This window comes from Halopenitus salinus, from assembly GCF_042662125.1.
GTDB classification, from domain to species: domain Archaea; phylum Halobacteriota; class Halobacteria; order Halobacteriales; family Haloferacaceae; genus Halopenitus; species Halopenitus salinus.
Genome location: NZ_JBHSXL010000010.1, coordinates 88804 through 109552 on the forward strand (window position 1 = coordinate 88804; position 20749 = coordinate 109552).

Consider the following 20749-nt stretch of genomic DNA (forward strand, 5'->3'; position numbering starts at 1 on the left):
CATGGTGTGCCCCGCTCGTGCGTCCGGACGATCCGCGTTCGTGGACATTCGGTCGTCGCATGAGGTAACCCTTATGCACCGACGTATGCAACCCCCGCGCGTGACAGTCACGCTACCAGGGCCGACGCTCGGGATCGTCGGCGGCGGCCAGCTCGGGCGGATGATCGGCGAGGCGGTCGCGCGCCTCGGCGTGCGGATCGTCGTGCTCGATCCGACGCCCGACTGCCCGGCCTCGCCGGTGGTCGACGACCAGATCGTCGGCGACTTCGACGACGAGGCGGCGATCCGGGAGCTCGCGAGGCGCTCGGACGTGCTCACCTACGAGATCGAGCTCGCCGACCCGGACGTCCTCGCCGACGCGAGCGAAACGCACGACGTTCCCGTCCACCCCGATCCGGGGACGCTCTCGACGATCCAGGACAAGCTGGTCCAAAAGCGGGCCCTCGCGGACGCCGGCATCCCGGTGCCGGAGTTCCGGGCGGTCTCGTCGGTGGCCGACCTCGAGGACGCGCTCGAGGAGTTCGACGAGGTCATGTTGAAGGCGAGGGAGGGCGGCTACGACGGACGCGGGAACCGGCCCGTGACCGACCCGACGGAGGCGGAGGCGGCGATCGACGAGATCGGCTCGAACGCGATGGCCGAGACGTTCGTCCCCTTCGAGCGCGAGCTCGCGGTCATCGGGGTGGCGGGCGCGGACGGGATCCGGACGTACCCCGTGACCGAGACGATCCACCGCGAGGAGATCCTCCGCGAGAGCGCGACGCCGGCCCGGACGGACGACGCCGTGGCCCGCCGCGCGCAGTCGGTCGCCCGGGACGTCCTCGACGTCCTCGATGGCCGCGGCGTCTACGGCATCGAGCTGTTCGAGACCCCCTCGGGCGGGATCCTCGTCAACGAGATCGCGCCGCGCCCGCATAACTCCGGCCACTGGACCATCGAGGGCGCGCGGACATCCCAGTTCGAGAACCACGTCAGAGCCGTCCTCGGGTGGCCGCTCGGACCGACCGACCTCCGGGGGCCGACCGCGATCGCGAACGTCCTCGGCGACGTCGAGGAGCCCGAACCGGCGACCCTCTCGGGCGTCGAGTCGATTCTCGAAGCTCCGGACGCGAGCCTCCACTGGTACGGCAAGGAGGACGTTCGTCCGCTCCGAAAGATGGGACACCTGACCGTGACCGGATCGGAGGCGGCGGGCGACGACGTCGACTCCGCCGCGAGCGGCGAGGACCAACGCTTCGGGGACGCCGTCGGCGGTCCCGCGGACGACGTCGAAGACCGACTCGATCGCGCACGCGAGCTGCGCGACGCCGTCACGTTCACCGACGAGTAACCCCCGAATCCACGCTTTCGACAGACCGACAATGACCACCGTCACCGACCTCATCGACCGACTCGAATCGGAAGCCGACCGAAACGCCGACCCGGACACCACGCCCGACGTGGGCATCATCATGGGGTCCGACTCGGACCTCCCGACGATGGAGGGCGCCTACGAGGCGCTCTCCGAGCTGGGGTTCGCCGAACAGACCGACTTCGCGGACCCGCCCGATGCGCGGTTCACCTACGAGAGCTACGTCGTCTCCGCCCACCGCACCCCGGACCTGATGTACGCGTACGCGGAGACCGCAAGCGATCGCGGCCTCGACGTGGTGATCGCGGGGGCCGGCGGCAAGTCGGCCGACCTCCCGAACATGACCGCCTCCATCGCCTATCCGGTTCCCGTGATCGGCGTTCCCGTCCAGGAGAAGTCCGTCGACTCGGTGATCGGGATGCCCACCGGGGCGCCCATCGTCGCCGTCGACGCCGGCAAGTCGTTCAACGCCGGGCTCTCGGCGGCCCAGATACTCGCGCGCCAACACGACACGATCGAATCCCGGCTTCGCGAGTACCACGAGGGGCTCCAGGGCGGGGTCGCCGAGGTCTCGAGGGACCTCCACGACCTCGGGATCGACGGCTTTCGCGATCGCCACTCCTGAGTGGGCCGTTCCGGCCCCGTGTAGATCCGCCCGAACGTCCCCCGTTCGCTTGAACCCGTCGTCTTGCCCGCGCGTGCGAGAATCAACGCTTATGTAGGGTCCAACCAAACCCTCGCACGTTACGGAGACCTGTATGAGCGATTGGATAGCTATCGGCGCATTGGCGGTCGTCGGGATCGGCATCCCCCTCGGGATGATGGCGGTCTCGGCGTTACTCCGTCCAACCGTGCCGGAACAAGGCAAACGCACCATCTACGAGTCCGGCGAGATCCCGACCGGAAGCGCGCACATTCGGTTCAACATCCAGTACTACATGGTGGCGCTGTTGTTCCTGGTGTTCGACATCGAGACGGTCCTGTTGTTCCCGTGGGTCGTCATCTATCGGCCCGCGCTGGAGGCCGGCGTCCCGATGTTGCAGCTCCTCTGGCCGATGCTCGCGTTCGTCGGCGTTCTCACCATCGGACTCGTCTGGGCGTGGCGCAACGGCGCGGTCGAGTGGATGTCCAGTCCCCGTGCCACCCGCCGAAAGACGGAACGTGACCAACTATGAGCAGCAACCAACCATTTATCACGGACGACACCGCGGTGACGACCGAGACCCGCGACGCCCGCATGGGCGAGGGCCGCGGCGACAGATTCAACTCGCGGCTTCGTGAGGCGTTCGGCTCCTCGCCGTTCATCCTCACCAAGTTCGACAAGTTCCTCAACTGGGCCCGCGGGTCCTCGATGTTCATGCTGCAGTTCGGGATCGCCTGCTGCAGCATCGAGATGATGCACACCTACGCGGTCAAACACGACCTCGATCGGTTCGGGTCGGGCGTGCCGCGCGCGTCGCCGCGTCAGGCCGACGTGATGATCGTCCCCGGGACCATCGTCTCGAAGTTCGCCCCGCGGATGAAGCGCGTCTACGACCAGATGCCCGAGCCGAAGTTCGTCGTCGGCATGGGCTCGTGTACGATCTCCGGCGGCCCGTTCCAGGAGGGCTACAACGTCATCAAGGGCGCAGAGGAGGTCATTCCGGTCGACATCCACGTCCCGGGCTGTCCGCCCCGCCCCGAGGCGCTCGTCTACGGCGTCGCGAAGCTGCAAGAGCGGATCGCGAACGGCGAGGCGAGCCCGGTGACCGTAAAGCCCTACGAGCTCGAGCAGTTCTCGGATCTCGAGCAGGACGAGCTCGTCGAGCACTTGACGGACCAGATCGACGAGGACGACCTCGTGATGCGATACGACTTCGCTGATTCGCCATGAGCTTGGAAGACCCGGAGGCCGACCTCGAGCCGGCCGACTCCGCCGACGTCGTCTCCGCGACCGATCCCGACTCGATCGCCGAGCTGCTCGGCGACCACGTGATCGGACGGGAGGAACACCTCAACGCGCCCGGATTCGTGATCCGCCCGGACGCCGTAGAGGACGTCCTCTCGACGCTGAAGGAGGAGGCCGGCTACGACCACCTCTCCGTGGTCACGGCCCAGGAGTACGAGAACCGATACGAGTCGATCTACCACCTCAAGAAGTTCGCCGATCCGACCGACGAGGTGAGCGTCGTGGTCCCCGCCGACAAGGAGAACCCCGTCTCCCAGTCGGCCGAGCCGGTCTTCCGGACGGCCGACTGGCACGAGCGCGAGGCGTACGACCTCGTCGGCATCGACTACGAGGGACACCCCGACCTGCGGCGGATCCTCCTTCCGGACACCTGGCAGGGACACCCGCTGTCGCTCGATTACGACCAGGACCAGCCCCAGGTCGTCTCGCTTCGCGAGCACGCCAACCCGCTCCAGGAGGACCACGCGGACGACGAGTCGGACACGATGTTCATCAACATCGGGCCCCACCACCCGGCCACCCACGGCGTCTTGCACCTCAAGACGACCCTCGACGGCGAGCAGGTCGCCGACGTCGAATCCGACATCGGCTACCTCCACCGCAACGAGGAACAGATGGCCCAGTCGGGGACCTACCGCCACCAGATCATGCCGTACCCGGACCGGTGGGACTACATCTCGGCCGGGCTGCTCAACGAGTGGGCCTACGCCCGCGCGGCCGAGGACCTCGCGGACATCGAGGTGCCCGAGTACGCGCAGGTCATCCGCACGATGGGTGCGGAGATGTGCCGGATCGCGGCGCACATGCTGGCGGTCGCGACGTTCGCGTTGGACATCAACGGCGACTTCACCGCGACGTTCATGTACGCCATCAACGACCGCGAGCGGGTCCAGAACCTGCTCGAGGACCTCACCGGCCAGCGGATGATGTTCAACTACTTCCGGCTGGGCGGCGTCGTCTGGGACCTGCCGGAACCGCGCGCGGAGTTCTTCTCCGATACGCGCGACTTCCTCGATCAGCTCCCGGGCTCCATCGAGGAGTACCACGACCTGTTGACCGCCAACGAGATCCTCCAGGCCCGCACCATCGACACGGGGATCCTCCCGCCCGAGGTGGCGAAGAACTACGGCGCCACCGGTCCCGTGCTCCGCGGCTCGGGCGTCGACTACGACCTCCGTCGCGACGACCCATACGGCTACTACGACGAGCTCGACTGGGAGGTCGCCACCGAGGACGGCTGTGATAACTACGCCCGCCTCCTCGTCCGGTTGCGCGAGGTCGAGGAGTCGGCCAAGATCATCGAACAGTGCATCGACCTCCTCGAGGACTGGCCCGAGGAGGAGCGAAACATCCAGGCCAACGTCCCGCGGACGCTCAAGCCGGACGACGACGCGGAGATCTACCGCGCCGTCGAGGGCGCCAAGGGCGAACTCGGCGTCTACATCCGTTCTGACGGGACCGACAAGCCCGCCCGGTTCAAGATCCGCTCGCCGTGTTTCTCCAACCTGCAGACGCTGCCCGAGATGGCCAACGGCGAGTACGTGCCGGACATGATCGCGGCCCTCGGGAGCCTGGACATCGTTCTCGGGGAGGTGGACCGCTGATGGCCGGCGGTTCCCTCACAGCCGGTGGGGCGGTTCCCGCCCAGGCGCAGCTGTTCCCCGAGCAGGTCACGAGCGCGCTCGGACTGCCGGGCGTGCTGGGCGAGGTCGTCGGCGCGCTCATCGCCGCCTTCCTGATCGGCAACGTGATGCTCGCGTTCACCGGCGTCGCCGGACCGTGGGCCAAACGGAAGATCACGGCGGCCTTCACCGACCGGATCGCGGTCGACCGGATCGGGCCGTTCGGGCTGCTCATCATCCCGGCGGCGTCGGTCCAGCTGCTCGCCAAGGAGCTCATCATCCCGGAGGGTGCGACGCGGCCGGCCTACGACCTCGCGCCGATCGTCCTCCCGGCCTCCGCGCTCCTCGGCTTCTCGGTCATCCCGATGGGACGGCTCGGACCGTTGAACCTCCAGCTCGCGGACCCCGAGACCGGGTTCGTGCTGGTGTTCGCGTTCGCGTCGATCGCCTCCGTCTCGCTCGTGATGGCCGGCTACGCCTCGAACAACAAGTACTCGCTGCTCGGCGGGCTTCGGGCGGTCGCCCAGAACCTCGCCTACGAGATCCCGCTCATCGTCACTGCCATGTCCGTGGTGGTCTTTGCGGGCACGCTCCAGACGAGCGGCATCGTGAGCGCCCAACAGGAGGCGCTCGTCACCATCGCCGGGATCACGATCCCCGCGTGGTACGCGTTCGTCAACCCGTTCGCGTTCGGGCTGTTCGTCGTGGCCAACATGGCCGAGATCGGCCGGAACCCCTTCGACATCCCGGAGGCGCCGACGGAGATCGTCGCCGGCTACCAGACCGAGTACTCCTCGGCGTACTTCGTGTTGTTCTACCTCGGGGAATTCCTCCACGTCTTCCTCGGGGGAGCGATCCTCACGGTCGCGTTCCTCGGCGGAGCCTCCGGTCCCGGTCCTGAGAGCATCGGGTTCGTCTGGTTCGTGGTCAAGGTGTGGGCCTTCTTCCTGTTCACCCAGTGGTGTCGCTCGGCGCTTCCACGCGTTCGAATCGACCAGCTCATCGAGATCGGCTGGAAGGGAATGTTGGTGCTGTCGTTCGCGAACCTGCTTCTCACGGCGGTGCTCGTGGGGGTGATCGTCTGATGATCGGATTGTTAAAATCGATGGCGACCACGATGAAACACGCGCTCGACGGGACGACGTTCACGGTGGAATATCCCGACGTCGCCCCCGACGTGAGCCCGCGGTTCCGTGGCGTCCACAAGTTCAGTCAGGAGCGGTGTATCTGGTGTCGACAGTGTGAGAACGTCTGTCCGAACGACACCATCCAGATCGTACAGGACGAACAGCGAAACGGCGAACAGTACAACCTCCACATCGGACAGTGCATCTACTGTCGGCTCTGTGAGGAGGTCTGTCCCGTCGACGCCATCCTGTTGACCCAGAACTTCGAGTTCACCGCCGACACGAAGGACGACTTCGTGTACAACAAAGAACAGCTCAAGAACGTCCCGTGGTACAAGGGTATCGACCCGCTGGGCTCGCGAAACCCCGATCGCGGCGCCTGGATCGGAGAGGGAGACGGGGAGGTCGATTACCAGTAGTCCGAGGCGACGCGGAGTCGCTCTCGAAATCTTCAAAGGACATCTGAACGGAGACACACACAATGGTGCTTGAAACCATCGCGTTCGCGCTGTTCGCCCTCGTTACGTTGGCGTGCAGCCTGGGCGTCGTCCTCGCACGGGACGTCTTTCACGCGTCCCTGTTTTTGGGCGCCGCCCTGTTGAGCGTCGCGGTCCATTACGTGATGTTGCATGCGGAGTTCCTTGCCGCCATGCAGATCCTCGTCTACGTGGGCGGGGTTCTCATCCTCATCACGTTTGCCGTGATGCTCACGCGTACCGACGAACCGGAGGTGAGTAGCGTATGAGTGACGACCCGGACACACGCGAACGTGACGGGCCCGGCTACGACGCCGAGGATCGGGGACTGGTCCCCGGCCTCGCGTCGGCCCTGCTTTTCGCCGTGATGGCCGCCGCCTTCCTCGGCGCGGATCTGGGGGAGCCGGCCGGCTTCGAGCTCGGCGAGTACGGGATCACCCACGAGATCGGGTTCGCGCTGTTCAACCTCGACATCGGCTCGCTCGCGGGCTCGACCGAGGGATTCCTCGCGGCGTTTCTGATCGTAGCGCTCACGCTCGACGTCGCGATCGACGGCGCGTTGTACCTCGCGAAACGCGAGGAGGACGGAACGATCGTCTCGGCCGTCGGCTCCGCGTTCACCGCGGGTCGCAAGGCCGGGGAGGGCGGTGAGTGACCGTGGTCGCCACCCAGTACTACCTGTTTTTGGCCGCCGCCGTCTTCTGTATCGGACTGTTCGGCGTGCTCACGCGCCGTGAGGCGCTGTACTTCCTGATGAGCGTCGAGCTCATGTTGAACGCCGCGAACATCAACCTGATCGCCTTCTCGCAGTACTACGGCGATCTCACCGGACAGGTGTTCGCGCTGTTCGTGATCGCGCTCGCGGCCGCCGAGGTCGCGATCGGGATCGGGATCATCCTCGTGTTGTACCGCAACTTCGGCGTGACCGACGTGACCGTTCCACGGGAGATGAGGTGGTAAGATGGTGGATGCATTCGCCTACGTACCCGCGATCGTCGTATTGCCGTTCGTGTCGTTCCTCGTCGCCCTGTTCTTGGGCCGGTATCTGCCCAAGGGCGGCGCGTTCGGCGGCATCGCCGCGACGGCGGGATCGTTCCTGCTGTCGCTTTGGGTGCTCGCCACCGTCGCGGGCGGGCGCGAACACGCGGAGACGCTCTACACCTGGGTCTCGGCGGACGGAATCGCCGGCGGCATCGGTCCCCAGGAGATCGCGCTCACCTTCGGCGTGTTGATCGACCCGCTCTCCGCGTTGATGCTCGTCATCGTGACGCTCATCGCGCTGCTCGTTCACGTCTTCTCGCTCGGATACATGAACGACGAGGGCGAGCCGGATCTGCCGCGGTATTACGCCGGACTCGGCCTCTTTACGGCCTCGATGCTCGGGTTCGTCGTCGCGGACAACCTGCTCATGGCGTTCATGTTCTTCGAGCTGGTCGGGCTCTGTTCGTACCTGCTCATCGGCTTCCACTTCCGTGAGCCGGGGCCGCCCTCGGCCGCGAAGAAGGCGTTCCTCGTCACGCGCTTCGGGGATTACTTCTTCCTCGTCGGCGTGGTCGCGATCTTCGCGACCTTCGGAACCGCCTCCTTCGTCGGGTCGGAATCGTTCCCGGTCCTCGCGGAGCAGGCGCTCGCCGGCGAGTTCGACGCGTGGACGCCGTTCGGACTCGACGCCGGGACGTGGTTCACGGCGCTCGGCCTCCTCGTCCTGGGCGGGGCGATCGGCAAGTCCGCCCAGTTCCCGCTGCACACCTGGCTCCCCGACGCGATGGAGGGTCCGACGCCGGTCTCCGCGCTCATCCACGCCGCGACGATGGTCGCCGCCGGCGTCTACCTCGTCGCCCGGATGTACGGGTTCTACGTGTTGACGCCGACGACGATGGCGATCATCGCGTTCGTCGGCGGATTCACGGCGCTTTTCGCCGCGACGATGGGCGTGGTCAAAGAGGAGCTCAAGCAGGTGCTCGCCTACTCGACCATCTCCCAGTACGGGTACATGATGCTCGCGCTGGGCGCCGGCGGGTACGTCGCCGCGGTCTTCCACCTCATGACCCACGCCTTCTTCAAGGCGCTTTTGTTCCTCGGCGCCGGCGCGGTCATCATCGCGATGCACCACGAGGAGAACATGTGGGAGATGGGCGGCCTCAAGGACAAACTGCCGGTCACCTACTGGACGTTCCTCGCCGGATCGCTCGCGCTCGCGGGCATCTTCCCGTTCGCCGGCTTCTGGTCGAAGGACGAGATCCTCTATGAGGCGCTCGTCCACGGGCTCAACGAGCCGCTGTTGCTCGCCGCGTGGGCGATGGGGCTGCTCGCGGTTCCCGTCACCGCCTTCTACACGTTCCGGATGGTGTTCCTCACCTTCCACGGCGAGCCGCGAACGGAGACCGCACGTGACCCGCACGCGGTCCGCTGGAACGTGAAGGGACCGCTCGCGGTCCTCGGCGTCCTCGCGGTCGTCGCAGGCGCCGCCAACATGGTGCCGGTCCAGAAGGTGCTGGGCGTGGAGGGGATCGACTTCCTCCACCTGTGGCTCGACGGCCACTACGGCGGGTTCTCCGAGCTCACGTCCCACCACTACGCGGATCTCGGCCCCTACACCTCCGGCTACATCGCCGGCGGCGAGGCGGCCACCGTGTTGATCGGCGCGGGCGTCTCGCTCGGGCTCGCGCTGCTCGGCGTGGCCACCGCGTGGAAGCTGTATAACGTCGCGGAGCCGGCCGAGCACACGGCCGCGCTCGGCGGCGTGAAGACCGTACTGTACAACAACTACTACCAGGACGAACTGCAGGTCTGGCTCGCCGATCGGACGGCGGGGCTGGCCGGCGCCGCGGACACCTTCGACCAGGGCGTGGTCGACGGCGTGGTCAACGGCGTCTCCTCCGTGAGCCTCGCGTCCGGCGAACGGATCCGCCGACTCCAGACGGGGATCGTCACCCACTACGCGGCGATCCTGACGATCGGGCTCGTCGGGTTGCTCGTCGTCCTGGGCGTTCTCGGGGGGTGGTTCCTGTGATCATCGAAGCACTCATCGCATTCACCTTCGCGACCGCGCTGGCGGTGCTCGCCGCGCCGAACCGGTGGGCGAGCCGGCTCGCGTTCGCGTTCAGTCTGGTTCCCTTCGTCGGGAGCCTCTACCTGTGGTCACGGTTCGACGGGAGCGGAAACGCCCTCACGGGCGGCCAGCTCGCGTTCGAAACGCGGATCGACTGGATCGAGATCGGCGGCTACACGGTCCAGTGGTTCGTCGGTCTCGACGGCATCAGCCTGCCGCTCGTCGTGCTCACGACGTTCCTCGTTCCGCTCGCGATCCTGTCGGCGTGGACGCCGATCGACGAGCGACAGAGCCAGTTCTACGGGCTCATGCTGTTCATGGAGGCGAACCTGCTCGGCGTGTTCGCCGCGCTCGACTTCTTCGCGTGGTTCGTCTTCTGGGAGGCCGTCCTCCTGCCGATGTACTTCCTCATCGGCGTCTGGGGCGGCCCGCGCCGCAAGTACGCCGCGATCAAGTTCTTCGTGTACACGAACGCGGCCTCGCTCGTCATGTTCCTCGGGTTCATGACGCTCGTGTTCAGCCTCCCGGTCGAGACGTTCGCGATGCCGGAGATCGCGGCGTCGATCGCCGCCGGCGAGCTCCAGTCGTTCTACGGGATCGCTCCCGACGCCATCGCGATGATCGCGTTCCTCGCGATGTTCGCCGGCTTCGCCGTCAAGGTCCCGATGGTGCCGGTCCACACCTGGCTGCCGGACGCCCACGTCGAGGCGCCGACGCCCGCGTCGGTGCTTCTGGCGGGCGTCCTCCTGAAGATGGGGACCTACGCGCTGTTGCGGTTCAACTTCACCATGCTGCCCGACCAGGCGACCGCGCTTGCGATCCCCATCGCGATCGTCGCCGTGATCTCCGTGATCTACGGCGCGATGCTCGCGTTGGCCCAGCGGGACCTCAAGCGGATCGTCGCCTACTCCTCCGTTTCCTCCATGGGCTACGTCACTCTCGGGCTCGTCGCCTACACCGTCTACGGGGTGGGCGGGGCGACCTTCCAGATGGTCGCACACGGGCTCATCTCCGGGCTGATGTTCATGGCGGTCGGCGTCATCTACAACGCAACCCACACCCGGATGGTGACGGACATGTCGGGGATCGCGGATCGGATGCCGGTCGCGGTGTGGATCCTCGTCGCAGGCGCGTTCGGCTACATGGGGCTGCCGCTCATGGCCGGCTTCGCCGGCGAGTTCTACGTCTTCGTGGGATCGTTCGGCTCGCCGGTCGCGAACGGGCTGATGCCGGCGTTCACGGCGCTCGCGATGTTCGGCATCGTGATCGTCGCCGGCTACCTGCTGTTCGCGATGCAGCGGACGCTGTTCGGCCCCTATCGGCTCGACACCGACTACGAGCTCGGGCCGGCCGCGCTCCACGACACGCTGCCGCTCGCGGCGCTGCTCGTCGCGATAATCGTCCTCGGCGTCGCGCCCGATCTCATCTTCGAGATGATGCGCGACGCGGTCGCTCCGGTCGTTGAAGGAGGTGTCAACTGATGGCGCTCACGCTCCAGTCGTCGGTCGCAGAACCGCTCGCGGCCCTGCCGGCCCAGACCGGATCCGCGCCGCTGCCCGAGTGGATGGCGCTCGCGCCCGCGCTGGCGCTCGCGATCACCGGGCTCGTGCTGCTGCTTTACGACACGGTGTATCCGAAGAGCGGCACGAACGCGGCCTCCTCGACGCTCGCGGCGATCGGCTCGCTCGCCTCGTTGGCGTTCGCGGTGTGGTATCTCGCGGCCGGGACCGGACAGCCCGCGACCGGCGGCGCGATCTACCTGTTCGCGGACGCGTTGAAGATCGACGCCCTGGCGCTGTTTTTCACCGCCATCGTCGCGTCGGTGACGACGCTCGTCGTCGTCGCGAGCCACGACTACCTCGCGGACCACGACACGCCCGGCGAGTTCTACTCGCTCGTGGCCTTCGCCGCGGCAGGGATGGCGCTTCTGGCGTCGTCGAACTCCCTCGCGACGATCTTCGTCGCCCTGGAGATGGTCTCGCTTCCGTCGTACGCGCTCGTGGCCTACCTCAAGGAGAACCGCGGCAGCGTCGAGGCGGCGATGAAGTACTTCCTCATCGGGGCGGTCTCCTCCGCGATCTTCGTCTTCGGGATCTCGCTCGTCTACGCGGCCACCGGGTCGCTGCTTCTCGGCGACGTCGCGGCCGCCTTCGAGGACCTCGGATCGCTTTCGGGCGTCGCCGGCATCGGCGTCGTGATGATGATCGGCGGGTTCGCGTTCAAGACCGCCTCCGTGCCGTTCCACTTCTGGGCGCCGGAGGCCTACGAGGGCGCACCGGCCCCGGTGAGCGCGTTCCTCTCGTCGGCCTCGAAGGCCGCCGGGTTCGCGGTCGCCTTCCGCGTGTTCACGGAGGCGTTCCCGATCGGGGCGTCCCTCGCGGCGGGCATCGACTGGCCGCTCGCGTTCGCGGTCCTCGCCGTCGTCACGATGACCGTCGGCAACTTCGCGGCCGCCGTCCAGGAGAACCTCAAGCGGATGCTGGCGTACTCCTCGGTCGGTCACGCCGGCTACGCGCTCATCGGTCTGGCCGCGCTGTCGGCAGGCGGCAGCCACAACGGCGCCGTGATGGGATCGGCGATGGCGCACCTGTTCGTCTACGGGTTCATGAACACGGGCGCGTTCCTGTTCATCGCCATGGCCGAACACTGGGGCGTCGGTCGGACCTTCGAGGACTACGCCGGTCTCGGGCGCGCGGCGCCGATGGCGTCGCTCGCCATGACCGTCTTCATGTTCTCGCTGGCGGGGATCCCCCCGCTCGGCGGGTTCTTCTCGAAGTACTTCCTGTTCATGAACGCCGTGTTCAACGGCTTCTGGTGGCTCGCGGCGGTGGGCGCGATAAACAGCGTCCTCTCGTTGTACTACTACAGCCGCGTCGTCAAGGCGCTGTGGATCGACGACCCCGTCGGCTCGCTTCCGGCGATCGACTCGCGACCCACCGCGCTCTATGCGACCGTGATCTTCGCCGCGGTCGCCACGGTGCTCGTGTTGCCCGGGTTCGGTCCGGTCATCGAGACCGCCGAGGCGGCGGCGACGGCGCTGTTCGGTTGAGGGTCGTCGGCCGACGACCACGGTCGAGGCGTTCGACCGCCTCCCGTCGCGTGTCTCCGGTCGACCTCGTTCGCTTCGGACGCGATCGTTTCTCGCCCGGACCCGATCGCTTTCGCTCGGACCCGGACGGCACCGTTTTACCCCCGGAACGTCCTACCGTCACCACATGGTTCGGCGACTCGTGTTGGGCTGTAGCTCGATCGGCCACACGCTCATCGAGCAGGCGCGCGAGCGGCGCGGCGAGGTCTACGTCGTCACCGACGATCCCGGGTGGGTGACGACCCTCCGGGAGTCGAACGTCGCCGCCGTCGAGGCCGACCCGGCCGACCCGGGATCGTATCCGGATCGGGCCGACGTCGTCATCGTCGCCGACGACGACCCGGATCGAAACCTCGCCGCCGCGCGCACCGCCCGAAAGCGGTATCCCGACGCCTCGATCGTCGCCTGCGTTGGGACCGCTCCCGCGGAGTCGGTTCGCGAGTCGCTCGCTGCGGTCGCGGACCGGCTCGTCGACCCCGCGGAGGCGATCGCGGACCGGGTGTTGAACGCCGTCGGCTTGGACGCCGACGAGCGGATCGTCGAGCTCGTGGCGGTCCTCCGGTCGCTTTCGGGTCCGCTCGCGATCGTCACCCACGACAATCCCGATCCCGACGCGATCGCGAGCGCGATCGGCCTCCAGCGGATCGCGGAGGCCGTCGGCGTCGACGCTGACGCCTGTTACGGCGGCGAGATCTCCCACCAGGAGAACCGCGCGCTCGTGAACGTCCTCGACATCACGCTTCGCCATCTCGACGGGGTCGAACTGGACACCTACGCGGGAATCGCGCTCGTCGACCACTCGCGGTCGGGGGTCAACGACGGCCTGCCGGAGGGAACGAACGTCGACATCGTCATCGACCACCATCCCCCACGGGCTCCCGTGACCGCGCGGTACGTCGACGTCCGCCCGTCGATCGGTTCGACGAGCACCCTCATCGCCGACTACTTCGATCGGCTGTCGATCGACCTCGACGAGCGTCTCGCCACGGCGCTGCTCTACGGGCTCCGGATCGACACCCGCGAGTTCACCCGCGAGGTGTCGGTCGCGGACTTCGAGGCGGCCGCCCGGCTGCTCGAGACGGCCGACGTGTCGATCCTCGAGCGGGTCGAACGTCCGAACGTGAGCCCGGAGACCTTCGAGATCATCGCAACGGCGATCCGCGAACGCGACGTCCGCGGGTCGGTCGTCGCCTCCTGTGTCGGCGAGATAACGGACCGGGACGCGCTCGCGCAGGCGGCCGAGCGCCTGCTCGACCTGGAGGGGATCACGATCACCTTCGTCTACGGCTACCTCGAGGGGGTCGTCTACGCGTCGGCCAGATCCCGCGGCACCGACGTCGACGTCGGGGAGACGCTCCGGGACGCGCTCGGCCAGATCGGATCGGCCGGCGGCCACGCGGACATGGCCGGCGCCCAGATCCCCCTCGGCATCCTCGCCGCCGTCGACGAGGACTCGACGGAGACGCTCACGGAGGTCGTCCGCGAGAGCATCTCGGGGCGGTTCTTCGAGACCGTCGCGGACGCCCCGCAGACGCCGCCGGTCGAGGACCCGTTTTCCGAGGGGACGACCGACTGAGGGAGGACGACCGATTGGTGGAAGACGACCGACTGACTGGAGTCACTCGATCGACTCGTTCGAGGGTCGGGCGAGGCCGCCCGTCACTCCTCGTAGGCCAGGTTCATCAGCCACTGCGAGAAGGCGTCCGACTGCGGGTCGATCTCCTCCTCGCCGATGAACGGCGAGAGCATGTCGCCGGCCATCAACAACGAGAAGTCCAGATCGCGGGCGGTGGGTTCGAGGAAGTAGGTGTTGTGTCCGTCGTAGACGGTCGACTCGCGCTCGATGAGTCCGGCCTCCGAGAGCGCCTCCGCGATCCGGCTCCCCTTTCTGGAGGAGACGTCGAGTTCCTTCCAGAAGTCGCTTTGGTGGATCCCGCCGGTCTCCCGGATGAGGTCGAGCCCGGCGCGTTGGTCCTCCGAGAGGTCGGCCTCGAGTTCGGACGCGCTCATACCCTACCTGGGGCCCGCGACTCGCTTAAAAGTGACCTTCCGCGCGTCGCCGTCCTGGTCCTCTCGCTCCTCCCTGCCTCCCGCTCGTCTCCGTCTCCAGCTCGTCTCGGTCTCCAGCCCGTCCCGTCCTCCCGTTCGTTTTCGCCCTCCTATTTCCGGTCTCGACCCGCCGGTGCGCTACGGCCGCGGCCACGAGTCGGGGATCTCGATCGGCTCGTACTCCGTCCTGCAGGGCGGCCCGTCCGCGTACTCGACGTCGATCCCCGTGCCGACGCGAACGACCGTTCCGGACCGCGTTCCGTACCCGTCCCCGTGCACGCAGGCTCCGAAGTCGTGGTCGGCGAGGGCCTCCCGCGCGCGCCGCGTCCACGCCTCGGCGTCCGCGTCGTTCGCGCCGCCGTCGTGGCTATCCAGGCGAAGGTGCTCGAAGAGTCGAACCGCGCTCTCGCGTCGTCGCACTCCCGGCTCCCGTCTGCGGTCCGGGATCGAAAACCGGGGCGTCCCGGCCAGGATTCCGCCCACGTTCGAGACCACATGGACGCCCGGATCCAGCCGAACCGTCTCCAGCTCCCCGTCGTATGCGAGGAGGAACGCGTCCGTGCGGTCCGCCAGGATCAGGAAGAACCCGGCGTAGGCGCGCTCCGCGAGTTCCCCTCTCACGTACTCCGCCGCTGCCCGTGGGGAGGACCGACGCAGACACTCGTCGACGAGCAGCCCTCGCGACCGGTCGCCGTCGATCTCCGCGTCGAGCCACCGGTTCGTGATCGTCACGTAGAGCCCCTCGTCCGTACATCCGACCCAGGTGCCGCCGGCGCGGACGTCCCGCGGGGCGACGACGCCGGGAACGTCCCCCTCACGCGGGCGGACGCGCGGCGGCTCGGACGGGCGATCGAGCGCCTCGTCGCGGTTCGCCGCCGCCGCGACGGGCGTTCCGGGGAGGACGTTCCAGGCGAGCGTGAGCGTACACACGCCCGTCCGTCCGCGCGCGACCGGCAAAAACCCGCCGTCGATGGCGACGCGACCGCGAACGACCCCCCGCCGATGACGACACGACTATTAAAACGGCCGTCGAACGCCCGGACATGAAGAACGTCGATGACCTCATCGCGAACGCCTCGGAGCTCGCCGATCGCGGGCTCTCGAAGGGGGAGATCGCGGACGAACTGAACGTCTCCCGCGAGACGGCGAGCTGGCTCGTCGATCGCGCCGGCGGCGACACGGACACGTCGACGGCGTCCGCCGGAAGCGGTGACGGCGCCACCGCCGACATCCACGTCGACTGGTCCGCGATCGGTCGCGACTCCGCGCGCCTTTCGTATGCGGGCGAGGCGATGGCCGATCTGCTCTCGAAGGTCGACGACGACGTCGATCTGACGATCGGTGTGGAGAAGGCCGGCGTGCCGCTGGCGACCGTCGTCGCACGCGCGCTCGATACGGATCTCGGCGCGTACGCGCCCGCGAAACACCAGTGGGAGGAGGGCGACATCGCCGACCACGGCGGCGGCTTCTCGCGCAACTTCGCGGGCATCCGCGACCGCGAGTGTTACGTCGTCGACGACATCGTCACCTCGGGGACGACGATGGCCGAGACGATAACGGCGATCCGCGAACAGGGCGGCGAGCCGGTCGGCTGCTGTGTGCTCGTCGACAAGAAGGGCCGAAAGGAGATCGAGGGCGTGCCGCTGTACTCGCTCATCAACGTGGTTCGCGTCGACCGCGAGGACTGATCCCCTCGATACGGCGCACTCTCCTCCGATACAGCACACCTTCGATACAGCGCAACCTCTTTCGGTCCCCGACGCGTATCCGCGTTCATGACCTTCAGTCCCGAAAGCGATCACGACGCCGCGGCGATCGAAGAGCGTGTCGAGGAGACGATAGCGGAGAACGACGTCGTCCTGTTCATGAAGGGCAACCGGCTGATGCCCCAGTGCGGCTACTCGAAGCGGGCGGTTCAGCTCATCTCGACGCACGTCTCGGAGTTCGAGACGGTCGACGTCCTGCCGGCGCTGCCGCAGTACCGCGAGGCGCTTTCGGACCGCAGCGACTGGGAGACGATCCCGCAGACGTTCGTCGACGGCGAGTTCGTCGGCGGCAGCGACGTGCTTGCGGAACTCGAGGAACGCGGCGAGCTCGAGTCGACGCTCTCGACCGAGTGATCGCGGTCGGCGATCGGTCGTATTCCCCGTGAATTCGCCGGTCGGCGACGGTCGTCGACGCCGTTCGAAGAAGAGTAGGTCCTTTGACATCCTCCCCGCCTTGAAGAGCGAGGACTCCCGAGCGTTGGGATATTACGGTTCGCAACCTACCTGTTCTCTCGGGCGGAACGACCCAGAGTGTTGGTTGAACAGGTAGGCTACTGGCCGTGCCAAACGACCGTTACTCATATCCTCCGTCGGAGGATTCTGAGTTATCTTTCGCCGGATGTTCACCGCACCGTTCACGTCTGCGTTCATCGTCGCCCCGCATGATTCACAGACGTACAGACCGCGCTCCACGCGGTTGGCGTCTCGCTTTCGACCACAGCACGAACACGTCTTGCTCGTGTCTCGCTCACTTTTTCGGTCTACGAGGATGCCGTGTTCTTCCGCCTTGTATTCGAGCAACGTGGTGAAGCGGTCGAACTCCCATCCGTGGAGTTTCTTGTTCCCACGTCGACCCCAGTTCCGAGACTTGCCGTTCTCGTCCTCACGAATCTTGCTCAAGTCACCGATGGCGATGCGACCGACCTCGTGGTCGATGCACTGTTCAACGATGTGCTTTGCAAGGGAGTGTAGAAAGTGGTCTTTCCGACGCGAGAGTGTCTGCCGAGCGCGAAGGGAACGGTTTGACGGGCCGTTCTCGCCCTCGGTGTCATACTCCTCGCGGATGAAGTAGTGCCTGTCCTGCTTGAGAACGTTTCCCGGATACAACTCCGCGTCCCCGTCGTCGTAAGCGATGGCGAGGTAGTTCTTGATGCCGAGGTCGATTCCAGCAGTGTTGTCACCGGGAGCGCCCTCGATGGATATCTGGACCTTGCAGACCAGGTGGAGTTCCCAACGGTCGCCGTTCCACACGGCACGTACTTGCTGGATGTTCTCCACGGTCACGTCCGGTCGCGTCTCGTACTCTACAAGGATGAAGTCCGAAGGCGATGCTTTGTGGTTGAAGCCTTTGGAAAGGCGGAGGTGATTGTGTTTGGAATCGTGTTTGATGCCCTTCTGCTTCCACGTCACGGTGGAGCGTGGGTGGTTGTCGCCGTGTTTGCGGTAGCCAGGTGGGTTGGCATCTTCGTCTCCTCGTTGGCGTGCTTTGTACCAACTGGTGAACGACTCAGCAAGCTCTTCGAGAACTCGCTGACTGGATTGAGAATGTAAATCCCTGTATCGTTCGTGTTCCTTGAGTTCGGATTTGAGTTCGCCGTCGTTGGGGATTTCCCCGTCGTCGTCCCACCGGCCTTGCGTGTAATATCGGGCGACGTTCCACAGCTTGGATGCCGAGATCCCGCACTGGTCGAGGTCGTCTTGCACCTGTTGGTGGTTGGCGATTTTCGCTCGATGGGTGCGGGTAGTCTCCAGCATCGGACTGTGTCCATAAATATTTATGGATAGTTGAATATTAAATATGGCGGCTGGGCGTTGAATATCTGGTGGTGCCGTCGAACGGGGTCTGTGGGGGGTTATCGGCTGTATTCCCGCCCTGAAGGGCGGGTTTTAGCCTCGAAACTCCCATAAGGCTCCACCCCCTAGAGACGGGTAGATCACGTCCCAGTGTCGCCGCTGTGACGATCCACCATCTCAACCATGTCAGGCCGCGTGTTCCGACTTCACTCGACGCTCGAACTGCCACTCGAAGACGTAGAGGACTACTTCGAGAACGATCCGGACCTGCCGCCGGAGATCGACGACGTGGACATCACACGCCGAAACAACACGCTCATCTTCAAAGCCGAAAGCGACGACGAGAGCATCAGCAAGTACACGCCGACGGCCCAACTCAAGGCCTCCGTCACGGAGACGCGCGTCTACGAGGAGGAGCCGCCGCGCGCGGGCGGCCCCCAGTGGATGGACGAGGAGGAGGAGATCCCCTCCGAGCTCGTCGAGTTCGCCTGCTTCAAAGGCGATCGCGAGACCGTCCTGCAGAACTCGGCGCTGCAGTACCCCATGTTCCTCGTCCTCCGTGAGATCGCCTTGCGGTCGGAGAAGGGCACGCTCACGGCCATCACCGAGGACGATGGCGACCTCCGGGCGACACGCATCGTCGAGGGCGAGGAACGTCCCGCGACCGTCGAGGTCGTCGAGAGCCCGCAGGGCAACGGCGAGGGGAACGGCGGCGTCAACTGGCGCGACAACGAGTTCATCTCGGACTGATCGAGGCCTCGCCGGCGATCGAGCCGCCCCCGGACGCTTTTCGTTCCGTTTTCTCGCTCGGAGTCGGAGCTCCGTCTTGGAGGTGGGGATCCGTCTCGGAGGCGGGGATCAGTCGTCGCCGGGTGCGGCCCCCGATCGAGCGTTCGTGAACCCGCTCTCGTTTGCCACCGTTGCGATCCGCGGTTGGAACACCCAGGCGGTGAGTCCCACGATCGGGATCATCGTCACGGCGACGATCGAGTAGCCGACGTGGAGGTTCGGCAGGAACTGCGCGGAGTAGACGAGCGGGTAGACGATCCCGCCGACGGTGCCGATCCCCCCGACGACGCCGGCGACCGACCCCGAGCTGTTCGGGAACATCGCGGGCACCTGTGCGAAGATCGCCCCCTCGGCGAACGCACAGCCCATCCCCACGAGGAATCCGGCCCCGACGGCGAGCAGGACTCGACCGCTGAGCCCGGCGAGCGTCATCCCGAACATGGCCACGACGACGAAACAGAGCGAGGCGAACGTCCACTGTTCGCGGTAGCGCCCCGTGAACACCGGTAGGATGTTCCGCTCGGTGCGAGCCAGGCGGTCGCTCACGTATCCGCCGAACGGACGAAGCAGCCCGGCGGCGATGGAGAACGTCGCCGCGAACGTCGCGGCGAGGGTGAGGTTCCGGGTGTCGAACCCCTCGCGGTAGTAGGTGGCGAGCCAGCCGTTCATCGACAGCTCCAGGCCGAACGTCATCACGTACGCGAGCGCGAGGACGACGGTTCCGTAGCGCGTGGCCGTGAAGAACCAGTCGCGGAAGCCGGCCCCCTGCTTGGTCGCCTCACGCTTCTCCTCGCTTTTCGCCGCCTCGCCGAGGACGTAGTAGGCCACGCCGAGGAGGATGGAGACGACGCCGGTGTAGAAGAAGGCGGCCCGCCAGTTCGTCGAGAAGAGCGGTCCGCTCCAGTCCGTCGTGAACACCCGCGGGAGGATCAACGCCCCGCCGGCCGCGCCCGCGTTCCCGACGCCGGCGTAGATGCCCTCCGCGGTCCCCAACTCGCCCTCCTCGAACCACTCGGAGACGTGCTGGATGCCGATGACGAACGTGATCCCCGCGGTCGCGACGATGAGCCGCGTCAGGAAGAACACCGAGTACGACTCCGCGAACGCGCTGGCGATCGAGAAGACGCCGACGTATCCGAGGACGATGGCGAAGACGGACGGCGCGCCGAACTTATCGGAGAGCCAGCCGGTCAGGATGCGACCGAACGGGGCGAGCCAGATCGCGGCGCTCGCGAGGACGCCGATCTCGGCAAGCGACAGCCCGAACTCCTCGGCCATCGGCCCCGTGAACGGGGCGAACGAGAACCAGATGAGAAACGAGAAGTTGAACCCGACGGTGGCCAAAAGTAGCGTCCGGTACTTCGTCATCCGGATCAGGCCCATCCGTCAGCTCCCGTTTTGACCGATCGTTTGGCCTCTCTTCGCCCGAACGACGATCCGTGTACGCGATCCGACTTCGTGTGGATGTTCGACCACATTCTCTCGATTCATTTCATGAATGTCTGGTTAATAAGGTCGTTCCTTACTGAATACCCAGTCTTGTGGTGTATCGGTGTCTGTTTGATCGTGGTGGGTGTATATAACCATGATTAAGGCCACGTTCGAGGCGATCCACCTCACCGGACTCATCGTGGTGAGCCGACCGTTCGACGGGACGACGCCGCCGCTCGGCCGTTCGTCCGTCATC

The 20749-nt window shown here is 66.4% G+C and carries 21 protein-coding genes; 17 read left to right on the plus strand and 4 right to left on the minus strand.

The window, feature by feature from the left end; all coding sequences use genetic code 11:
• Positions 1 to 100 precede the first annotated feature (100 nt).
• The 14 genes from ACFQE9_RS13810 (at position 101) to ACFQE9_RS13875 (ending at position 14240) form a co-directional block, all read left to right on the plus strand.
• The gene (locus tag ACFQE9_RS13810; RefSeq protein WP_379745899.1) at positions 101 to 1330 is read left to right on the plus strand and encodes a 5-(carboxyamino)imidazole ribonucleotide synthase; all 1230 of its coding nucleotides are present in this window, start codon (positions 101 to 103) and stop codon (positions 1328 to 1330) included.
• A gap of 31 nt (positions 1331 to 1361) precedes the next feature.
• Positions 1362 to 1976 carry a 5-(carboxyamino)imidazole ribonucleotide mutase gene (gene purE / locus ACFQE9_RS13815; protein WP_379745902.1) on the plus strand — a complete coding sequence of 205 codons (615 nt, stop codon included), beginning with the start codon at positions 1362 to 1364 and terminating at the stop codon, positions 1974 to 1976.
• Between the two features lie 133 nt (positions 1977 to 2109).
• Positions 2110 to 2526 carry an NADH-quinone oxidoreductase subunit A gene (locus ACFQE9_RS13820; RefSeq protein ID WP_379745905.1) on the plus strand — a complete coding sequence of 139 codons (417 nt, stop codon included), beginning with the start codon at positions 2110 to 2112 and terminating at the stop codon, positions 2524 to 2526.
• Complete coding sequence (locus tag ACFQE9_RS13825; protein WP_379745908.1) at positions 2523 to 3224, plus strand: NADH-quinone oxidoreductase subunit B; 702 nt, start codon at positions 2523 to 2525, stop codon at positions 3222 to 3224. The genes ACFQE9_RS13820 and ACFQE9_RS13825 overlap by 4 nt, the downstream gene beginning before the upstream one ends.
• Positions 3221 to 4903, plus strand: coding sequence for an NADH-quinone oxidoreductase subunit D (locus ACFQE9_RS13830; protein WP_379745911.1), 1683 nt, complete (start codon positions 3221 to 3223; stop codon positions 4901 to 4903). The genes ACFQE9_RS13825 and ACFQE9_RS13830 overlap by 4 nt, the downstream gene beginning before the upstream one ends.
• Complete coding sequence (locus ACFQE9_RS13835; RefSeq protein ID WP_379745914.1) at positions 4903 to 6006, plus strand: complex I subunit 1/NuoH family protein; 1104 nt, start codon at positions 4903 to 4905, stop codon at positions 6004 to 6006. The genes ACFQE9_RS13830 and ACFQE9_RS13835 overlap by 1 nt, the downstream gene beginning before the upstream one ends.
• A complete protein-coding gene (locus ACFQE9_RS13840) occupies positions 6006 to 6467 on the plus strand; it encodes a NuoI/complex I 23 kDa subunit family protein (protein ID WP_379745917.1) in 462 nt (153 codons plus the stop codon). The genes ACFQE9_RS13835 and ACFQE9_RS13840 overlap by 1 nt, the downstream gene beginning before the upstream one ends.
• 62 nt (positions 6468 to 6529) lie before the next feature.
• Positions 6530 to 6793, plus strand: coding sequence for an NADH-quinone oxidoreductase subunit J (locus ACFQE9_RS13845; protein ID WP_379745920.1), 264 nt, complete (start codon positions 6530 to 6532; stop codon positions 6791 to 6793).
• Positions 6790 to 7179 (plus strand): hypothetical protein, encoded by a 390-nt coding sequence (locus ACFQE9_RS13850; protein ID WP_379745923.1) that lies wholly within the window; start codon positions 6790 to 6792, stop codon positions 7177 to 7179. Before ACFQE9_RS13845 ends, ACFQE9_RS13850 begins: the two co-directional genes overlap by 4 nt.
• Positions 7180 to 7181: 2 nt before the next feature.
• The gene (gene nuoK / locus ACFQE9_RS13855; protein ID WP_379746035.1) at positions 7182 to 7484 is read left to right on the plus strand and encodes an NADH-quinone oxidoreductase subunit NuoK; all 303 of its coding nucleotides are present in this window, start codon (positions 7182 to 7184) and stop codon (positions 7482 to 7484) included.
• 1 nt (position 7485) lies between these two features.
• A complete protein-coding gene (gene nuoL / locus ACFQE9_RS13860; RefSeq protein ID WP_379745926.1) occupies positions 7486 to 9537 on the plus strand; it encodes an NADH-quinone oxidoreductase subunit L in 2052 nt (683 codons plus the stop codon).
• A complete protein-coding gene (locus ACFQE9_RS13865) occupies positions 9534 to 11057 on the plus strand; it encodes a complex I subunit 4 family protein (protein WP_379745929.1) in 1524 nt (507 codons plus the stop codon). Before nuoL ends, ACFQE9_RS13865 begins: the two co-directional genes overlap by 4 nt.
• A gap of 83 nt (positions 11058 to 11140) precedes the next feature.
• Positions 11141 to 12625 (plus strand): NADH-quinone oxidoreductase subunit N, encoded by a 1485-nt coding sequence (locus ACFQE9_RS13870; protein ID WP_379746038.1) that lies wholly within the window; start codon positions 11141 to 11143, stop codon positions 12623 to 12625.
• Positions 12626 to 12791: 166 nt separating this feature from the next.
• Positions 12792 to 14240, plus strand: coding sequence for a DHH family phosphoesterase (locus ACFQE9_RS13875; RefSeq protein ID WP_379745932.1), 1449 nt, complete (start codon positions 12792 to 12794; stop codon positions 14238 to 14240).
• An 83-nt stretch (positions 14241 to 14323) separates the two neighbouring features.
• On the opposite strand, the gene ACFQE9_RS13880 is transcribed toward ACFQE9_RS13875, so the two are convergent.
• A complete protein-coding gene (locus tag ACFQE9_RS13880; RefSeq protein WP_379745935.1) occupies positions 14324 to 14674 on the minus strand; it encodes a helix-turn-helix transcriptional regulator in 351 nt (116 codons plus the stop codon).
• 177 nt (positions 14675 to 14851) lie between these two features.
• Positions 14852 to 15643, minus strand: a complete 792-nt coding sequence (locus ACFQE9_RS13885) for an NRDE family protein (protein ID WP_379745938.1) — start codon at positions 15641 to 15643, stop codon at positions 14852 to 14854.
• A gap of 113 nt (positions 15644 to 15756) precedes the next feature.
• Between ACFQE9_RS13885 and gfcR the strand changes: the two genes are divergently transcribed.
• Positions 15757 to 16401 (plus strand): transcriptional regulator GfcR, encoded by a 645-nt coding sequence (gene gfcR, locus ACFQE9_RS13890; protein ID WP_379745941.1) that lies wholly within the window; start codon positions 15757 to 15759, stop codon positions 16399 to 16401.
• 87 nt (positions 16402 to 16488) lie between these two features.
• Positions 16489 to 16833 carry a glutaredoxin family protein gene (locus tag ACFQE9_RS13895; RefSeq protein WP_379745943.1) on the plus strand — a complete coding sequence of 115 codons (345 nt, stop codon included), beginning with the start codon at positions 16489 to 16491 and terminating at the stop codon, positions 16831 to 16833.
• A 132-nt stretch (positions 16834 to 16965) separates the two neighbouring features.
• Here ACFQE9_RS13895 and ACFQE9_RS13900 read toward each other — a convergent pair whose 3' ends face one another.
• A complete protein-coding gene (locus tag ACFQE9_RS13900; protein WP_379745946.1) occupies positions 16966 to 18234 on the minus strand; it encodes an RNA-guided endonuclease InsQ/TnpB family protein in 1269 nt (422 codons plus the stop codon).
• Between the two features lie 222 nt (positions 18235 to 18456).
• Here ACFQE9_RS13900 and ACFQE9_RS13905 point away from each other — a divergent pair, with 222 nt between their 5' ends.
• Positions 18457 to 19023: a DUF7110 family protein gene (locus tag ACFQE9_RS13905; RefSeq protein ID WP_379745949.1), complete on the plus strand. Its 567-nt coding sequence runs from the start codon at positions 18457 to 18459 to the stop codon at positions 19021 to 19023.
• 108 nt (positions 19024 to 19131) lie between these two features.
• Here the strand turns inward: ACFQE9_RS13905 and ACFQE9_RS13910 are convergent, their stop codons facing one another.
• Entirely contained in the window at positions 19132 to 20445 is a 1314-nt protein-coding gene (locus ACFQE9_RS13910) for an MFS transporter (RefSeq protein WP_379745951.1), read from the minus strand.
• Positions 20446 to 20749 lie beyond the last annotated feature (304 nt).

Excerpts from the sequence above, each read along its gene's own strand:
- purE (WP_379745902.1), top strand. The coding sequence starts at position 1,362 with ATGACCACCGTCACCGACCTCATCGACCGACTCGAATCGGAAGCCGAC.
- ACFQE9_RS13820 (WP_379745905.1), top strand. The coding sequence starts at position 2,110 with ATGAGCGATTGGATAGCTATCGGCGCATTGGCGGTCGTCGGGATCGGC.
- ACFQE9_RS13825 (WP_379745908.1), top strand. The coding sequence starts at position 2,523 with ATGAGCAGCAACCAACCATTTATCACGGACGACACCGCGGTGACGACC.
- ACFQE9_RS13830 (WP_379745911.1), top strand. The coding sequence starts at position 3,221 with ATGAGCTTGGAAGACCCGGAGGCCGACCTCGAGCCGGCCGACTCCGCC.
- ACFQE9_RS13835 (WP_379745914.1), top strand. The coding sequence starts at position 4,903 with ATGGCCGGCGGTTCCCTCACAGCCGGTGGGGCGGTTCCCGCCCAGGCG.
- ACFQE9_RS13840 (WP_379745917.1), top strand. The coding sequence starts at position 6,006 with ATGATCGGATTGTTAAAATCGATGGCGACCACGATGAAACACGCGCTC.
- ACFQE9_RS13845 (WP_379745920.1), top strand. The coding sequence starts at position 6,530 with ATGGTGCTTGAAACCATCGCGTTCGCGCTGTTCGCCCTCGTTACGTTG.
- ACFQE9_RS13850 (WP_379745923.1), top strand. The coding sequence starts at position 6,790 with ATGAGTGACGACCCGGACACACGCGAACGTGACGGGCCCGGCTACGAC.
- nuoL (WP_379745926.1), top strand. The coding sequence starts at position 7,486 with ATGGTGGATGCATTCGCCTACGTACCCGCGATCGTCGTATTGCCGTTC.
- ACFQE9_RS13870 (WP_379746038.1), top strand. The coding sequence starts at position 11,141 with ATGGCGCTCGCGCCCGCGCTGGCGCTCGCGATCACCGGGCTCGTGCTG.
- ACFQE9_RS13875 (WP_379745932.1), top strand. The coding sequence starts at position 12,792 with ATGGTTCGGCGACTCGTGTTGGGCTGTAGCTCGATCGGCCACACGCTC.
- ACFQE9_RS13880 (WP_379745935.1), bottom strand. The coding sequence starts at position 14,674 with ATGAGCGCGTCCGAACTCGAGGCCGACCTCTCGGAGGACCAACGCGCC.
- gfcR (WP_379745941.1), top strand. The coding sequence starts at position 15,757 with ATGAAGAACGTCGATGACCTCATCGCGAACGCCTCGGAGCTCGCCGAT.
- ACFQE9_RS13895 (WP_379745943.1), top strand. The coding sequence starts at position 16,489 with ATGACCTTCAGTCCCGAAAGCGATCACGACGCCGCGGCGATCGAAGAG.
- ACFQE9_RS13900 (WP_379745946.1), bottom strand. The coding sequence starts at position 18,234 with ATGCTGGAGACTACCCGCACCCATCGAGCGAAAATCGCCAACCACCAA.
- ACFQE9_RS13905 (WP_379745949.1), top strand. The coding sequence starts at position 18,457 with ATGTCAGGCCGCGTGTTCCGACTTCACTCGACGCTCGAACTGCCACTC.
- ACFQE9_RS13910 (WP_379745951.1), bottom strand. The coding sequence starts at position 20,445 with ATGGGCCTGATCCGGATGACGAAGTACCGGACGCTACTTTTGGCCACC.